Source organism: Spirosoma radiotolerans, assembly GCF_000974425.1.
Lineage (GTDB): Bacteria > Bacteroidota > Bacteroidia > Cytophagales > Spirosomataceae > Spirosoma > Spirosoma radiotolerans.
The window spans coordinates 4,975,997-4,993,456 of sequence record NZ_CP010429.1; the positions used below are offsets into that span (position 1 = coordinate 4,975,997).

Annotated in this window: 14 protein-coding genes; 10 read left to right on the forward strand and 4 right to left on the reverse strand. The window is 53.3% G+C overall.

Annotated features, from left to right (window positions below; all coding sequences use genetic code 11):
- From SD10_RS20200 to SD10_RS20235, 8 genes are all read left to right on the forward strand, one after another.
- Positions 1–6,048, forward strand: a complete 6,048-nt coding sequence (locus tag SD10_RS20200; RefSeq protein WP_046576280.1) for a DUF11 domain-containing protein — start codon at positions 1–3, stop codon at positions 6,046–6,048.
- Positions 6,049–6,289: 241 nt separating this feature from the next.
- A complete protein-coding gene (gene sufC, locus SD10_RS20205; RefSeq protein WP_046576281.1) occupies positions 6,290–7,045 on the forward strand; it encodes a Fe-S cluster assembly ATPase SufC in 756 nt (251 codons plus the stop codon).
- A gap of 86 nt (positions 7,046–7,131) precedes the next feature.
- Positions 7,132–8,457, forward strand: a complete 1,326-nt coding sequence (sufD, locus tag SD10_RS20210; RefSeq protein WP_046576282.1) for a Fe-S cluster assembly protein SufD — start codon at positions 7,132–7,134, stop codon at positions 8,455–8,457.
- 62 nt (positions 8,458–8,519) lie between these two features.
- Entirely contained in the window at positions 8,520–9,437 is a 918-nt protein-coding gene (locus SD10_RS20215; RefSeq protein WP_046576283.1) for an esterase-like activity of phytase family protein, read from the forward strand.
- A 96-nt stretch (positions 9,438–9,533) separates the two neighbouring features.
- Complete coding sequence (locus SD10_RS20220; protein WP_046576284.1) at positions 9,534–10,772, forward strand: cysteine desulfurase; 1,239 nt, start codon at positions 9,534–9,536, stop codon at positions 10,770–10,772.
- 43 nt (positions 10,773–10,815) lie between these two features.
- Positions 10,816–11,259: a SufE family protein gene (locus SD10_RS20225; protein WP_046576285.1), complete on the forward strand. Its 444-nt coding sequence runs from the start codon at positions 10,816–10,818 to the stop codon at positions 11,257–11,259.
- A gap of 8 nt (positions 11,260–11,267) precedes the next feature.
- Positions 11,268–11,579, forward strand: a complete 312-nt coding sequence (locus SD10_RS20230) for a DUF59 domain-containing protein (RefSeq protein WP_046576286.1) — start codon at positions 11,268–11,270, stop codon at positions 11,577–11,579.
- Between the two features lie 69 nt (positions 11,580–11,648).
- Positions 11,649–12,080 carry a BrxA/BrxB family bacilliredoxin gene (locus tag SD10_RS20235; protein ID WP_046576287.1) on the forward strand — a complete coding sequence of 144 codons (432 nt, stop codon included), beginning with the start codon at positions 11,649–11,651 and terminating at the stop codon, positions 12,078–12,080.
- A gap of 61 nt (positions 12,081–12,141) precedes the next feature.
- Here the strand turns inward: SD10_RS20235 and eboC are convergent, their stop codons facing one another.
- Together eboC and SD10_RS20245 are read right to left on the reverse strand one after the other, a co-directional pair.
- A complete protein-coding gene (gene eboC / locus SD10_RS20240; RefSeq protein ID WP_046579860.1) occupies positions 12,142–13,023 on the reverse strand; it encodes a UbiA-like protein EboC in 882 nt (293 codons plus the stop codon).
- A gap of 61 nt (positions 13,024–13,084) precedes the next feature.
- Positions 13,085–14,017, reverse strand: coding sequence for a TatD family hydrolase (locus SD10_RS20245; RefSeq protein ID WP_046576288.1), 933 nt, complete (start codon positions 14,015–14,017; stop codon positions 13,085–13,087).
- Between the two features lie 237 nt (positions 14,018–14,254).
- Here SD10_RS20245 and SD10_RS20250 point away from each other — a divergent pair, with 237 nt between their 5' ends.
- Together SD10_RS20250 and SD10_RS20255 are read left to right on the forward strand one after the other, a co-directional pair.
- A complete protein-coding gene (locus tag SD10_RS20250) occupies positions 14,255–14,932 on the forward strand; it encodes a DUF4136 domain-containing protein (protein ID WP_046576290.1) in 678 nt (225 codons plus the stop codon).
- 6 nt (positions 14,933–14,938) lie between these two features.
- Positions 14,939–15,601, forward strand: coding sequence for a porin family protein (locus SD10_RS20255; RefSeq protein ID WP_046576291.1), 663 nt, complete (start codon positions 14,939–14,941; stop codon positions 15,599–15,601).
- A 204-nt stretch (positions 15,602–15,805) separates the two neighbouring features.
- Here the strand turns inward: SD10_RS20255 and SD10_RS20260 are convergent, their stop codons facing one another.
- Complete coding sequence (locus tag SD10_RS20260; protein ID WP_046576293.1) at positions 15,806–16,480, reverse strand: EboA domain-containing protein; 675 nt, start codon at positions 16,478–16,480, stop codon at positions 15,806–15,808.
- Between the two features lie 57 nt (positions 16,481–16,537).
- Positions 16,538–17,443 carry a tyrosine-type recombinase/integrase gene (locus SD10_RS20265; protein ID WP_046576295.1) on the reverse strand — a complete coding sequence of 302 codons (906 nt, stop codon included), beginning with the start codon at positions 17,441–17,443 and terminating at the stop codon, positions 16,538–16,540.
- Between the last annotated feature and the right edge of the window lie 17 nt (positions 17,444–17,460).

Here is a 17,460-nt window from a genome sequence, read left to right on the forward strand (position 1 = left end):
ATGAAAATACACATCAATAAGGTAGGGCCGGCCAAGCAAACAGGTTCTTTTGCAATGGATTACCGGCACACAAATGGCCTTTTTAGAACGTATGAATTAAATTTTTTCCTTAAAAGATTGGTGCTCCTTTTTAGCCTGTTAATAGGCCTGAGTAGACCAGCGGGTGCCCAAACCACGGCGAATTCCGTTACCCTAACCAATTTTGCCGACAAATCGCAGGCCACCCAGGGTCAGACGATCACGCATACGTTGGTTTTAACAAACACGGGCACAACTACTGTAAATGGCCTTGTTGTTCGCGATTCGATTTCAACTGGCCTGCGTTACGTACCTAATACGTCATCTACCCCTCCCGGCACTACGTTCACAGTTGGCGTACCTATCAGTACATGGTCGGTAGCATCGTTAAGCGCAGGGCAGAGTCTAAGTCTGACCTACCAGGCAGTTGCCGATAGTTCAGGCGTATTGTATAGCCTAGCGACCATCCCCGGCGATACGGCGGCATCGTGCACATCCATTCCAATTAAAGTTTGTGAGGGCGATACGTATCTTTTTCAACTAACCGCCCCGGCCGGACGAAGCAGTTATCAATGGTTCAAGAATGGAGTAGAAATTACCGGTCAAACCACGCGTGTATTGAACGTAAGCGCACCCGGTAGCTATAGTTTGGCCGTTGATAATACGACTGGTAAATGTCCGGACTTTTCCCTTTGTCCTTTTATTATCGAGCAATACGCATTACCTGCTTTTCAGGCCAGCGTGCTACCAGCAAGCTGTTCGGGCTCTACAGCACAGGCTAATGGGCAAATCAAATTAACGGGCTTCGGTGCTACGAATACCTATCAGTATTCTGAAGGAACAGACTTTAATCCGTCGGCGTCTTTGTCTGGAACGCCAGTTGTTATTCCTTCTGATGGCCTAATTGCATCGAATCTACCAAACCCAGTAACGAACAAAACGTATACCATCCGGGTCTACAACGAATCGGGCTGTTACGTAGAGAAAACAGTAACCCTGGTTCCAGCATCCTGTTGTAGTCTTGTCGCCACAGCGACTCCCGGTACCTGTGATGTAGTGACTAACACGTTTTCCAATACGGTGGCTGTTACCGTCGTCAATCCCACGGCAGGTGTCCTCACCATCAATGATGGGCCGCTTAGTCAAACAGTAGCGACAACGGGCAGCGGTACAGTGACGGCTGTTTTTACGGGTATTACATCAGACGGGAGTACTCATACCGTAACAGCCAGTCTAGCGGGCTGTTCCAGCACTTCAGCCACCTACACCGCCCCGGCCTCCTGCTCGGTGGCTCCGGCCCAGCCCAGCCTGGCCCTCAGTGTGAGCCCAGGCACCTGTGTGCCGGCCACTAACCAGTACACCCTCTCGGGCACCATCAGCCTGAGTGCTGCCCTGGCCGCCACCCTCACCCTCACCGATGGGACCAGCTCAACCACCCTGGCCGTGACGGCCGGCCAGACCAGCGCCCCCTTCACTCTGGATGGACTGCTCTCAGGCTCAGGCTCCCACACCCTCACCGTCAGTGGAGCGGGCTATGCCCAAACCTCGGCCACTTACACCGCCCCGGCCTCTTGCTCGGTGGCCCCGGCCCAGCCCAGCCTGGCCCTCAGTGTGAGCCTAGGCGCCTGTGTGCCAGCCACTAACCAGTACACCCTCTCAGGCACCATCAGCCTGAGTGCTGCCCTGGCCGCCACTCTCACCCTCACCGATGGGACCAGCTCGACCACCCTGGCCGTGACGGCCGGCCAGACCAGTGCTCCCTTCACCCTGGATGGACTGCTCTCAGGCTCAGGCTCCCACACCCTCACCGTCAGTGGAGCGGGCTATGCTCAGGTAGCAGCTAGCTACACCGCCCCGGCGTCTTGCTCGGTGGCTCCGGCCCAGCCCAGCCTGGCCCTCAGTGTGAACCCCGGCGCCTGTGTGCCGGCCACCAACCAGTACACCCTCTCGGGCACCATCAGCCTGAGTGCTGCCCTGGCCGCCACCCTCACCCTCACCGATGGGACCAGCTCAACCACCCTGGCCGTGACGGCCGGCCAGACCAGTGCCCCCTTCACTCTGGATGGACTGCTCTCAGGCTCAGGCTCCCACACCCTCACCGTCAGTGGAGCGGGCTATGCCCAAACCTCGGCCACTTACACCGCCCCGGCCTCCTGCTCGGTGGCTCCGGCCCAGCCCAGCCTGGCCCTCAGTGTGAACCCCGGCGCCTGTGTGCCGGCCACCAACCAGTACACCCTCTCGGGCACCATCAGCCTGAGTGCTGCCCTGGCCGCCACCCTCACCCTCACCGATGGGACCAGCTCAACCACCCTGGCCGTGACGGCCGGCCAGACCAGTGCCCCCTTCACTCTGGATGGACTGCTCTCAGGCTCAGGCTCCCACACCCTCACCGTCAGTGGAGCGGGCTATGCCCAAACCTCGGCCACTTACACCGCCCCGGCCTCCTGCTCGGTGGCTCCGGCCCAGCCCAGCCTGGCCCTCAGTGTGAGCCCAGGCGCCTGTGTGCCAGCCACCAACCAGTACACCCTCTCGGGCACCATCAGCCTGAGTGCTGCCCTGGCCGCCACCCTCACCCTCACCGATGGGACCAGCTCGACCACCCTGGCCGTGACGGCCGGCCAGACCAGTGCCCCCTTCACCCTGGATGGACTGCTCTCAGGCTCAGGCTCCCACACCCTCACCGTCAGTGGAGCGGGCTATGCTCAGGTAGCAGCTAGCTACACCGCCCCGGCGTCTTGCTCGGTGGCTCCGGCCCAGCCCAGCCTGGCCCTCAGTGTGAACCCCGGCGCCTGTGTGCCGGCCACCAACCAGTACACCCTCTCGGGCACCATCAGCCTGAGTGCTGCCCTGGCCGCCACCCTCACCCTCACCGATGGGACCAGCTCAACCACCCTGGCCGTGACGGCCGGCCAGACCAGTGCCCCCTTCACTCTGGATGGACTGCTCTCAGGCTCAGGCTCCCACACCCTCACCGTCAGTGGAGCGGGCTATGCCCAAACCTCGGCCACTTACACCGCCCCGGCCTCCTGCTCGGTGGCTCCGGCCCAGCCCAGCCTGGCCCTCAGTGTGAACCCCGGCGCCTGTGTGCCGGCCACCAACCAGTACACCCTCTCGGGCACCATCAGCCTGAGTGCTGCCCTGGCCGCCACCCTCACCCTCACCGATGGGACCAGCTCAACCACCCTGGCCGTGACGGCCGGCCAGACCAGTGCCCCCTTCACTCTGGATGGACTGCTCTCAGGCTCAGGCTCCCACACCCTCACCGTCAGTGGAGCGGGCTATGCCCAAACCTCGGCCACTTACACCGCCCCGGCCTCCTGCTCGGTGGCTCCGGCCCAGCCCAGCCTGGCCCTCAGTGTGAACCCCGGCGCCTGTGTGCCGGCCACCAACCAGTACACCCTCTCGGGCACCATCAGCCTGAGTGCTGCCCTGGCCGCCACCCTCACCCTCACCGATGGGACCAGCTCAACCACCCTGGCCGTGACGGCCGGCCAGACCAGTGCCCCCTTCACTCTGGATGGACTGCTCTCAGGCTCAGGCTCCCACACCCTCACCGTCAGTGGAGCGGGCTATGCCCAAACCTCGGCCACTTACACCGCCCCGGCCTCCTGCTCGGTGGCTCCGGCCCAGCCCAGCCTGGCCCTCAGTGTGAACCCCGGCGCCTGTGTGCCGGCCACCAACCAGTACACCCTCTCGGGCACCATCAGCCTGAGTGCTGCCCTGGCCGCCACCCTCACCCTCACCGATGGGACCAGCTCAACCACCCTGGCCGTGACGGCCGGCCAGACCAGTGCCCCCTTCACTCTGGATGGACTGCTCTCAGGCTCAGGCTCCCACACCCTCACCGTCAGTGGAGCGGGCTATGCCCAAACCTCGGCCACTTACACCGCCCCGGCCTCCTGCTCGGTGGCTCCGGCCCAGCCCAGCCTGGCCCTCAGTGTGAACCCCGGCGCCTGTGTGCCGGCCACCAACCAGTACACCCTCTCGGGCACCATCAGCCTGAGTGCTGCCCTGGCCGCCACCCTCACCCTCACCGATGGGACCAGCTCAACCACCCTGGCCGTGACGGCCGGCCAGACCAGTGCCCCCTTCACTCTGGATGGACTGCTCTCAGGCTCAGGCTCCCACACCCTCACCGTCAGTGGAGCGGGCTATGCTCAGGTAGCAGCTAGCTACACCGCCCCGGCGTCTTGCTCGGTGGCTCCGGCCCAGCCCAGCCTGGCCCTCAGTGTGAGCCCAGGCGCCTGTGTGCCAGCCACCAACCAGTACACCCTCTCGGGCACCATCAGCCTGAGTGCTGCCCTGGCCGCCACCCTCACCCTCACCGATGGGACCAGCTCAACCACCCTGGCCGTGACGGCCGGCCAGACCAGTGCTCCCTTCACCCTGGATGGACTGCTCTCAGGCTCAGGCTCCCACACCCTCACCGTCAGTGGAGCGGGCTATGCCCAAACCTCGGCCACTTACACCGCCCCGGCCTCCTGCTCGGTGGCTCCGGCCCAGCCCAGCCTGGCCCTCAGTGTGAGCCCAGGCGCCTGTGTGCCAGCCACCAACCAGTACACCCTCTCGGGCACCATCAGCCTGAGTGCTGCCCTGGCCGCCACCCTCACCCTCACCGATGGGACCAGCTCGACCACCCTGGCCGTGACGGCCGGCCAGACCAGTGCCCCCTTCACTCTGGATGGACTGCTCTCAGGTTCAAGCTCCCACACCCTCACCGTCAGTGGAGCGGGCTATGCTCAGGTAGCAGCTAGCTATACCGCCCCGGCCTCCTGCTCGGTGGCCCCGGCTTTATCGGGCTTAACGCTGAGCGTGGTAGATCCCGGCGTTTGCAATCCAGGGAGCAATCTTTACACCTCAACTGGCGTCATTGCCCTCGCGAATGCCCCAGCAGGCATGGCTACCGTAACCGATGGGACAACCACTACGTCCGTTTTGATTAGTGCCGGTGCTACCTCAGTGGCTTATAGCCTAACCGGTTTACCGAGCGGTTCGGGGGCACATACTGTGACGGTCTATTTTGTCAGCCAATCCGCCAGTACTACCTATGTTGCTCCTGAATCCTGTACTGTTGCTTCGTCAGTTCCAGCGGTCGTTGCTCTTAAGCAAGTAGTTGATAAATCAAGAGCTAAAATTGGTGAATTGATAAGCTACACCATTGTGCTCACCAACACAGGTGTTGGTTCAGCGACTGCAACAACCGTTCAGCTAACAAAAGCAGCCGGATTAGTTTATGTCGCCAACTCGGCTATTCCACCAGCCGGTACTACCTTTAACCCAGGGGTCACAGTCAGCAGTTGGACAATAGCCTCAATTAGCGCCGGGCAAAGTCTAAGCTTGACCTATCAGGCTATGGCTGACAGCTCAGGTATCTTCCAGAACACAGCTTCCATTCCCGGCGATACGGCCAGGGTCTGTACCTCTATACCCGCTAAGGTTTGTGTGGGGGAAAGTTACCTATTCCGGCTAACAGCCGCTCCGGGACGCAGTCAGTATCTGTGGTCCCGCACCTTCCAAGGAGTGACTACCCAACTGACGAGCTTCACCACCAACGTGCTCGAAGTCACCCAACCCGGAGAATACAAGCTAACGGTGGATAATCAGGTAGGGCAGTGTCCTGATTTCAGCTGTTGTCCCTTTATTGTGGAAGAAGATAGCCTGCCCACATTCCAGGCCAGCGCCCGCCCTGCCACCTGTGTCGGCAGCACCGCACAAGCCAACGGCCAGTTGGTCATCAGTGGCTTTCAGCCCAGCTACACCTACCAGTACTCAGTAGGCAGCAGCTTCAATGAAGCAGCCTCTTCGTCGGGAGTCGCCAAAGCCATACCGGCGGGTGGAGTGCTGACCAGCGCCCTGGCGAATCCGGCCACTGCACAAGCCTACACCATTCGGGTCTACAATGCCTCGGGCTGTTATCGAGACATAACAGTATTGCTGATACCGGCGGTGTGTGGTTGTCCGGCCGATGTGTGTGTGCCGTTCGTCATTAATCAGACGAAGCGAGCCCGGCGCATTAGCGACCCACATTAATCAAGCGCTTACCCATAAGCGACTTGTCAGAGTCCTCAATAAACGTAAAGGAGTAAAAACTCCTGCTGTGTACGATCCAAGACCGTTTTGGTCGGTACACAGCAGGAGTTTTTTGATTATCAATCAATAAGCTGAATGTAGGCCAACTTTTAACTACCCGATTTTGTTATCCAACAGCACAGATGCCATTTCATCTGTTAACTTTGCGGCTTTATTTAGCGCGGTCACGATACAACCTATTATGTTATCCATCAGTAATTTACATGCCTCCATCGGCGAAAAAGAGATATTGAGAGGCCTCAACCTGGAAGTCAACCCCGGTGAGGTTCACGCGATTATGGGACCTAATGGTGCTGGAAAAAGCACATTGGCTTCGGTACTGGCCGGTCGTGAAGACTATGATGTAACGAGTGGCAGCGTGGTATTTGATGGCAAAGACTTATTAGATATGGCACCTGAAGAACGGGCCGCCGAAGGTATTTTTCTAGCTTTTCAGTACCCAATTGAGATTCCGGGCGTCAGCACAACCAACTTCCTGAAAACAGCCCTTAACGAAATTCGTAAGTACCGCGGTCAGGAATCACTTGATGCAGTCCAGTTTCTGAAGTTGATGAAAGAGAAGATGAAGTTCGTCAACATCGACCAGTCGCTGCTGAGCCGCTCCCTGAACGAAGGCTTTTCGGGTGGGGAGAAAAAACGGAACGAGATCTTCCAAATGGCGATGCTCGAACCGAAACTGGCTATTCTTGACGAGACGGATTCAGGTTTGGATATCGACGCACTACGGATTGTGGCCGATGGGGTCAACAAGCTTCGGTCACCAGAACGGTCAACCATCGTTGTAACCCACTATCAGCGCTTATTGGATTATATTGTGCCCGACTATGTACACGTGTTATACAAAGGTCGCATCGTCAAATCGGGACCGAAGGAATTAGCCCTTGAATTGGAAGAGAAAGGATACGACTGGATAAAGGCGGAAGCCGAAGCCATCTGATGTATGATCTATTATATATGATGTATGCTATAGTTTATATAATACATCATACATCATACACTCTTATACATCATATTTAAAAACGAATGACTCCCTCTTACGCATCATATAACGATTTTAAAGAGCAGTTGCTGGCGTCTTTTCGGGACAACGAAGAGCGCATGAACGGCGAACGAAAATCGCCTTTACACCAGCTTCGGCGGTCGGCCCTGAAACAGTTTGAGCAGCTGGGATTCCCGACAATTCGGCACGAAGAGTGGAAATACTCGAATGTCAACGGTCTGCTTAAAGAGGAGTTTGGCCTCGATACGACATCTACGCTGACAGCCGAAGACCTTAGCCCGCTTGAAATACCGAATCTCGACGGTAATATTCTTTATTTTATCAACGGCATTTACCATCCTGAACTGTCGCGCATCATTAGTCCGGCCAATCAGGTAAAGATTACAAGTTTTGCTGAAGCGATAAAGACTGACCCTGATTTTATAGGTTCGCATTTTGCCAGCTATGCCGATTATCAGGACAGTGCGTTTACCGCCCTGAACACCGCCATGGCCAGCGATGGTGTCGTTATTCGGGTTCCCGATAATACCACCGTCGAGCAGCCCATTATCCTGCGTTTCATTACCGACACACGCGAAAAAAATATTGCCTCGCAGCCTCGTAATCTGGTGGTTATTGGCAAGAACGCCGAAGTGATGATGGCTGAGTCTTACCGGACACTGGGCGAGAAAACCAGCTTTGTCAATGTTGTAACGGAAGTCGTGCTCGAACGCGATGCCCGGATGCAGTACTACAAAGTGCTGAATGAAACGGAGAATGCCTATCACATTGGTACCACGCAGGTGAGCCAGTCCGATAATAGCCACTTCTATTCGGCTTCGATAACGCTTAATGGCAGCTTCGTTCGGAACAACCTGAACATTGTCCTGAACGGCCAACACGCCGAAGCCTTTATGTATGGTCTATACATGCCCAACGGCCGGCAACACGTAGACAACCACACCCTTGTGGACCACGCGATGCCAAATTCGTACAGTAATGAACTCTATAAAGGCATTCTGGACGATAACAGCACGGGCGTTTTCAACGGTAAAATCTTCGTTCGGCCCGACGCGCAGAAAACCAATGCCTACCAGTCGTGTAAGAACGTGGTGCTGTCGCCGGGTGCTTCGATGAACACCAAGCCGCAACTGGAAATTTATGCCGACGACGTAAAATGTTCGCATGGCACTACAACCGGTCAGTTGAATGACGAAGCGCTGTTTTACATGCGTTCGCGCGGTATTCCAAAAGATGAAGCCAGAACGTTATTGCTATATGCCTTCTCGCAGGACGTGCTGAGCCAGATCAAAATTGCACCTATTCGCGAGTATCTGGAAGGAGTTGTTCGTGAAAAATTGACGAAATAGGTCCGTTTTCTAGTAGTTTTTGTGGTGTCGGGTTCGTAAACCCGACACCTTTTTTATTTCCCATGCGACTTCTCTACCTACTTGTCTGCTTATCACTCACCTGCTCCATTCAGGCGCAGAAGGTTCAGTTTGTCTTCGAGGGCGACTCGATCACGATGCCGCTGGTGCGTGATAGTCTGCGGGGGATTTCGGGTCTTGAAATTGTTTCAACTACGGGCGAGTGGCATCTGGTGAGCGACCGAGGCTGGCACTACACCTTTTCGGCCATCAAGACCATCCGTGATCTGAGCGATGGTAGCCATCTCATAAAAGCAAAAAAAACGCCTTATTGGTTTGAAAGCGTTCGCTTTAATGCCCAGACCGGAACTTACTTCTGGACCGACGAACACGAATATGTCACGTCTGTTCAATATGGAAAAACCATACGCGACAGTGCCGCACAGGTGCTATTGAAAATCCCGTTACCTGGCCCCAACAAAGGGCTCGAAGGGCTGGCATTGACGCCATTGGGAGCGCTTTGGGTTGCTCCAGAAGCGGGTTGGGAAGGCGAAACCCATATGAGCCAGGATACAATCACATTTTTCCGATACCCGAATCCACTTGCTTCCGATCCGGTTGTAGAGCGGTATGCCTACCCCATCGATCGGTGTCCTTTTGCACAGGGGGAGGAACGCATCGGCGGAATTTCTGAAATCATAGCGGTTGACGAGACTCGCCTGCTGGTCCTGGAACGATGTTACGATGCCGCCCAAAAACGCGTGACGGCCAATCTCTATCTGGCAACGCCGGATCAATCTACCCATACGCTACGCAAAGAACTAGCCTTCGATTTCAATCGTCAGTTTCCGGGCACCGTTTGTAATCTGGAAGCAATGGCTTGGGCCGACGAACAGCACCAGACGCTGGTTGTCATGGCCGATGATAACTTTCGGGTCAACAAGACCCTGCGCAATCAGGTCATCGTTTTAAAAAGACGGTAGCATTCATACGAACCTAACAGCCCGCTATTTACGTTTTAAGAGTAACCTTTGGGTGAATGGCTCAATCATTCAACCTCTTTTCGATACGAACACATTATGCAATCAGCGATAGAAACAACCCTCGATATTCAGCAGATCCGCCGGGATTTTCCCATTCTCGATCAACAGGTGAACGGTCGGCCGCTGGTTTATTTCGATAATGCAGCCACGAACCAGAAGCCAACAGCGGTAATCAATGCGCTAACCGGCTATTATGAAGGATACAATGCCAACATTCACCGGGGTATCCATTACCTGGCCGAAAAAGCTACGGCCGCCTTTGAAGCCTCCCGGCGGGCAGTGCAGGAGTTTCTTAACGCCAAACACTGGCAGGAAATTATTTTCACCCACGGCACCACTGATAGCATTAATCTAGTAGCGCAGAGTTACGGACGCCGGTTTCTGAAAGAGGGCGACGAGATCATCATCTCAACAATGGAGCACCACTCCAACATTGTGCCCTGGCAAATGCTGTGCGAAGAAAAAGGATGCATCCTCAAAGTCATCCCCGTAAACGACGCCGGTGAACTGATTCTGGAAGAATACGAAAAACTTCTGTCAGAACGCACCAAATTCGTTTCCTGTGTTCACGTTTCCAATTCACTCGGAACGGTCAACCCCGTCAAAACGATCATCGACAAAGCGCACGCCGTTGGCGCGGTTGTGTTGATTGATGGCGCACAGGCCAGTTCGCACCTTGACCTCGACGTTCAGGCACTCGACGCTGATTTTTACGCCTTGTCGGCCCACAAGCTTTATGGCCCAACGGGCATGGGTGTTCTATATGGCAAAAAAGAACTTCTCGACTCCATGCCTCCCTACCGGGGCGGTGGCGAAATGATCAAGGAAGTGACATTTGCCAAAACGACCTACAACGAGATCCCTTACAAGTTTGAAGCGGGGACGCCCAACATTGCGGATGTTATTGCCGTTAAAACGGCCCTTGAATACATGGCTGGTTTAGGAAAAGAGAACATTGCAGCTCACGAAAACGACCTGCTTCAATATGCTACTGAGCAATTGAGCGAGTTGGATGGACTGCGTATCATTGGGCAGGCAAAGCATAAAATCGGCGTAATTTCCTTTGTCCTGGATGGCATTCACCATCAGGATACGGGCGTTATTCTGGATCAACAGGGTATTGCCGTTCGCACGGGCCACCACTGCACGCAACCGCTCATGCAGCGCTTCGGCATTGCCGGAACTACGCGGGCGTCATTTGCGGTTTATAACACCAAAGATGAAGTTGACCGGCTTGTTCAGGGTCTTCGCCGGGTTCAGAAAATGATGCTTTGACATGGTACAGCTAAACGACCGGCCTGAAATTGAAAAGAAATAAATGACTATTAACGAGAAGCAGGACGAGATTATAGAGGAATTTGACTTGTTCGAAGACCAGCTCGACAAGACACAATACATTATTGATTTGGGCAAAAAGCTACCGCCGATGCCTGATTCAAAAAAAACGGATGAGAACCGGATTATGGGCTGTCAATCAAAAGTTTGGGTCGATGCTGAACTGAAAGATGATGATCAAACCGGCGCCCGGCTGTACTTTTATGGAGACAGTGAACAAACAGCCCAAATTTCGAAAGGATTAGTTGGCTTGCTGATTCGGGTTCTTTCGGGCGAAAAACCCGAAGACATCGCCAACGCCGATTTGTACTTTATTCCACGCGTAGGAATGGGCAATCTGATTACATCGTTACGGGCTGGTGGATTAGCTTCGATGATTGAGCGAATGAAAGCCTTCGGCCGCGCATACACTGAAAAAACTGTTTAACCGTTGTCATGACAGACGAAGAATTAAAAGAACAAGTTGTACTAGCCCTGAAGGGTGTTTACGACCCTGAGATCCCGGTAGATGTGTATGAGTTAGGCCTCATCTACGACATCAAGATATTCCCGGTCAACAATGTGTATATCCTGATGACACTGACGTCACCGTCGTGTCCATCGGCAGGCTCCATTCCGGCTGAAATTGAAGAGAAAGTACGGGCTATAGACGGCGTTAGCGATGTGAGTGTTGAACTGACGTTCGATCCACCGTATTCAACCGAGCTGATGTCGGAAGTAGCAAAACTGGAACTTGGCTTTATGTAAAAAAACAGTTGTAAGCCTGCGCAATGCATAAACTTATAACTCACTAACTTCGACTAAATTTAACCAATTATGTATCCTCCTCATTTGCTTATCCCCATGCGGGAAGACCTGACAAGCGTTGGGTTTGAAGAATTGACCACTGCCGAAGACGTAGTGGAGACAATGGAAAATACCCCGGGCACCATGCTCGTTGTGGTAAACTCGGTTTGTGGCTGTGCGGCCGGCGCTGCTCGCCCAGGTGTAAAAGCGGCTCTGGCAGCCAGTCCGGTTAAACCAGACAAAATGGTGTCTGTTTTTGCGGGTGGCGATCTGGAAGCTACCGCTAAAATGCGGGAATACTTACTGCCTTACCCGCCATCGTCACCAGCAATTGGCATTTTTAAAGATGGTGATCTGGTACATTTCATCGAGCGGCACCACATTGAAGGTCGTTCGGCGCAAATGATTGCTCAACATCTCGAAATGGCGTTGGAAGAGTTCTGTACGCCAGCAAACGCATAAGGTAATCATTGCAAGAATCCGATGCTAAGCTACATCTGTAGCTTAGCATCGGATTCTTGTTTTAGGTTACGGCAAAAATTTTCGCCAGAAACCGCGACAGCGGTAATAGGCAAAATACCAACATAGCCAGCGGAAAAGACGCGAAAGAAGCCACCCAGGCCGCATTCATGACAATGAGCGATAGCACCCCCGCCCGCACTGCCAGGCCGATATTTCGCCCAACGGGTTCTTTTACAGCCCGCCAGAGTGGCGGAAAAATATAGTAACCAAACAAAAGCAGGAAAGGTAAAGCCGTACCCAACTGTTGTTGCCGTTGAGCCAGAGCCGCTACACAGCCAATGACAAGGGCATACAGGATACCGGCAAACCGTAAGGTAGTGGGACTCCCCCCATGCACCTCCCCCCGACTAATCATGGTAATTGCGGCAATGTAGGCGATCGGTACGATCCCGACCCACGCCCAGGGCAATACCTGATCGGGCAAAATACTGACGCCGAGCAACAGATTCAGTCCCCGACAGAGGCCCATGTTGACTGGACCCAGCCAATTGTGATGTTTACCAAACCGGTCATACACAAGCGATGCCACACTGATTCCAATCGCGAGGAAGCCTGCCGTTTGATTGACTAGAAATGAGCAAACAATACCAATGACCAGCAGCAAAGCCCCCAATAAAGCAGCGGTAGATTTACTGACAATTCCACTCGGAATAGGGCGTTCCGGACGCTCGACGGCATCCAGTTCAGCATCAAAAACATCGTTGAATACGACCCCCCCGCCATATAATCCAACGGTGGCCAAACAAAGCCAGCCCACTGGCGCCGGAGCCGGGTCAAACACCTGAAAATAACCCGCAATAGCCATACCCGCCAGCACATCGGCAACGGCCGTAACCAGGTTAGCCGGGCGGGTAAGGGAGAGAAGCGCTTTGAAATTTTTCAAGGATGAAGGGTGAATGATAAATGATGAACGATAAATGATTTTAGATTCATCATTTGTCATTCTATTTTATGATTGTGGATTCTTTATCAACCCGTGGGGCCTGTCCACCGCGCAGGATTGAGCTGCCATTGAAGCGTTGACTTTGATCGACACCCATTGGCTGGGTGAGTTCGTCGAGGCTAAGCTGCCCGCTTTGGGCAAAAGCCGTGATGGCATTGGTGAAGGTAACCAGCTTAATGGCCTCGTCTGAAATACCCCGCTGTTTCATTAAAGCGGCCGTTTTGGGCACCGCCAGCGGGTCGCTGATGCCCCAGTCGGCGGCTGAGTTGATCATAATCCGCTCCGGGCCATACTGCTTTACAATGTCTACCATCCGCTCATTTCCCATTTTCGTAAACGGATAAATGGTAAAGCCTGCCCAGAAACCCCGGTCCAGTACTTCGCGCACCGTTTCCTCATTATTATGATCGACAATCACCATGCCGGGCGCAATACCGTGCTCGATGGCAATATCCATACTGCGGCTGGTTCCCTGCTTTTTGTCGCGGTGGGGGGTGTGAATCTGAACCGGCAGATTGGCTTCTTTGGCAAGCTCCAGCTGAGCCCGGTAATATTTATCTTCGGCGGGTGTCTGGTCATCGAAGCCAATCTCCCCAACGCCTACCACACCTTCTTTATAGATAAATAAAGGCAGGATTTCCATAACCTGCTCCGCTAATTCTTCCTGATTGGCTTCTTTGGAGTTTAATCCAATGGTGCAATAATGCCGAATACCGAACTGAGAAGCCCTAAACCGCTCCCACCCGACCAGACTGGCGAAATAATCGCGAAACGAATCGATACCTGTCCGGGGCTGACCTAACCAGAAAGCCGGTTCAATTAGGGCCACCACACCCGCATCGGCCATAGCCTGATAATCGTCGGTGGTCCGGGAGGTCATGTGGACGTGCATGTCGAAAAAAGACATGCCACGAATTGAATCCATAAAATCCATAATTGTACTACGTTAAGGCATTAAGCAAGCGTCAATAGCGTTGTAAAGTTCCGCAAAAAATAGCCCCCTTCTGCACGTTTTTTAGCAACATTTAATCCTGATCAACAAACTTCACTCTAGTCTATTCGTTTTATAGATAGAGCTTTTAGGGAGTCATTCTCGCGTTGGCCGTCGGCTTATACAAGTAGTAAGATTCTTTATAAAAACTCGACAATTAACCGTACAACAAATGCAACCATGAAGACGCATCATCAACGTAAAGTAGGAAAGTGGAAACTTGGGGCAGTTTTACTGCTTCTGGGCGTTGGCGGATTGACATCCTGCCGCGAAAATGCGGTCAACGACCTGAGCCCCGCCGATAGTCCAGTTTATATTACAAACTACGACCGCTCGGTTAACTTCGGCCAGTATAAAACGTTTAGTCTGCCCGACTCGGTCATCATTGAGTCGAACGATTCGTATAGCATGACTCAAACGGATGTTTCAGGCCGATTTGTAACGAATGTAGCCAATGCCCTGACAGCAAAGGGATTCCGGCGGGTAAATCGAGGTGAAAACGCCGATTTGGGGGTAGCTATTATTCGGGTCAATAACCAGTATACGGGCGTTGCCTCCGACCCTTATTCGTACTATTCGAACTACTGGGGAGGGGGATTCGGAGGCTTTGGCGGGTATGGCTATTACCCTTATTACCCGAGCTACTACACCTACCAGGTTACGGATCAATACTGGGAAATTCAGATTGTCGATCTGAAAAATCGCCCCGCAACGGGCACCACGGGCTCAACACAAGCCCAGTTAAATGTCATTTATGACGCCACTATCCGCGGCACCGACATCACCGATCAGCAAGCAGTCGACACAGCCGTGACCGCTATTTTTAACCAATCGCCTTATTTGAAGGCCACAGAATAAGCACGTATGAAACCGATCATAGCCTTCGTTGCCCTGATGGCGTTAACAACAACGACCTGGGCACAGTATCAGAACGACAATAAAGGAAACTACAATTTCCCATCGCCTTATCAGGAATATGTAACGTTCAACATTTCGGCCCGGTATGGGGTCGCTTTCCCGATGGGCGGCACTAAAGGGTATATTGATAAGGTATCGCCAACGAATCTAGCGTTGGACGGTGAATGGCTCTTTCCGAAGCGATTCTCCATTGGCCTCAAAACGGGTTACCAATACAACAAGCAGCGTCTTCCTCGTCAGGTCTACGAATATGACAATCAGTCTATTTCGGCAGTGCAAACGCGTACGCTGTCGGTCATTCCGGCCATGGTTTCCCTATCCTATTACTTTGCCGATAATGCCGCAGCCCTCCGGCCGTATGTGCAGTTTGCTGGTGGTGGTGCCTATGTGGATTACACAAACTACTTCGGAACGCTGGCCGATCAATCGCATGGTTTTAAAGGTGCGATTGCACCCGCTGTTGGTGTAAAGTATTATGGCAAGCGTGAACAGGGTTTAGGGGCTGAGATTCAGGCCCAGTACCAGAATGTTTTCTTCAACTATGACCTGTTGAAAAATAACAGCCCTTCGTTGATGCTGTCGGCCGGCATATCGTACCGGTTCTATTAGGTTTTTGGTTTGTAGTTTACGGTTGGCTAACGCATTTGTATTGCCTTCGACCATTCATGGCCTGTGTCCTCACAGGCTATTTTTCGAACCAAACTAATGCTGACGCAAGAATGGCCCGTGGGGACACAGGCCATGGATATGGTAACACTCCGCCGTCATTTAACTACCAACCGTAAACCACAAACTGTAAACCAAGAACCGCCATTACATCAACTCACCAATATGGTCAGGCAAACTACGCCCGGCAGCCCGGCGTTCGGCAGCGTAATCGGCCAGCGTCTGAGCAAGTCGGGCGTTTTTACGATCCTGCAGGCCGGTAATCTGTGTCACATCCTTGTCGGTGAAAAACGCTTTCATGATCAACTGATTCCAGGCCGCTTCACTGAAGTAGTCGGCAGGAAAAGGATTATGAAGCATAATCGCTGACTGAACATCAGCGATGTTGTTGCGGATACCTTCAGTGGCCTGAAACGTCCACGCTTCGGGATAGGCCAGCACGGGCAACGCCGAATAAAGCGCGACCAATTCGTTCAACTCCCCGGCTTTGAATAGTTCACTGATCGTTTTCACATACGTATTCTGATTGTCAGCCGGGAGTTGCAGCAGCCACCAAACCCGCGCCAGCCGATCTAACGTCCAGCCATCAACTGTAAATCCTGGGCGAACCCGTTGCAGCGCAAATTGTATGTCAGCCGGTACATTGATAGGTTGTTTCCCAACGAAACGGGGAATGGCCGTAAACACACGATAAAATACAGCGACTTGCTGCTTCTCATTGAAGGCATCGGCCTGTTGTTTAAGATAGCTTACTGCCTTTTCAGAATTGGGTTGCTGTTCAAGCAAATAGAACAGCGTTTGACTCATTGTAAGAATATTCATGGGACAAAAAATAACAGGAATCCAAGCCGGTTATGACGCACATCCACCCAATCTAATTTAGCGCTTGGCCTTTGGATGGGCCTGATCGTACGTCTTCTTCAACTGTTCCAGGCTGGTATGTGTATAAATCTGCGTGGCGGCTAAACTACTGTGTCCAAGCAAATCTTTAATGGCGTTTAAGTCGGCTCCCCGATTGAGCAGGTGCGTGGCAAAGGAGTGACGCAACACGTGCGGGCTTTTCTTTTCAAGCGTCGTGACCAGCGTCAGGTGCCGGGTCACTATGCGTTGAATCAGCATAGCGTATGCCGGAACGCCCTTGTCACTCACAATCAAATGCACACGATCTGCCTGGCCCAGAAACGTTTCCTCTTTTAGCCGACTGTATTGTTGGATGAGCGCAAACAGAGGGTCGGTCAGGGGAATGATCCGGTGCTTATTCCGCTTGCCCAGCACCGTAATTGTCTTTTCATAGAGGTTTACATCAACTGTTTTCAGGCCCGTTAGCTCACTTAGCCGGATGCCCGTCCCATACAGTAATTCGAGTACCAGTTTATCGCGCACCCCCTCAAAGGTATCGGGAAAATCGACATCGCTAAGCAACATGTCCATTGGCTTTTCCTCCACGTACTGGGGCAGTTTCTTACTGGTTTTCAACGCCTGAATTTTCGACATTGGATCGAAGTCAATCACTTTTCGGCGAAGTAAAAAACCAAAGAAAGCGCGAAGTGTCGCGATTTTCCGGTTTACGGACGATTTATCGGTTTTCCCTTCCACCAGGCTCACGATCCAGGAGCGAACGTGCCGAAAATCAGCAAGTTCGGGTTGGCCGATGTTGCACTCAGTAAGGAGAAACGTGCAAAATTGCTCTAAATCCTTCGTATACGCGGTTAGGGTATGATGGCTGAGTCGTTTTTCGAACCGAATGTGCTGCAGGAAGTCCTGACCCAGTTGTGTTTGATCCATTTGATTCCATTGAGTTT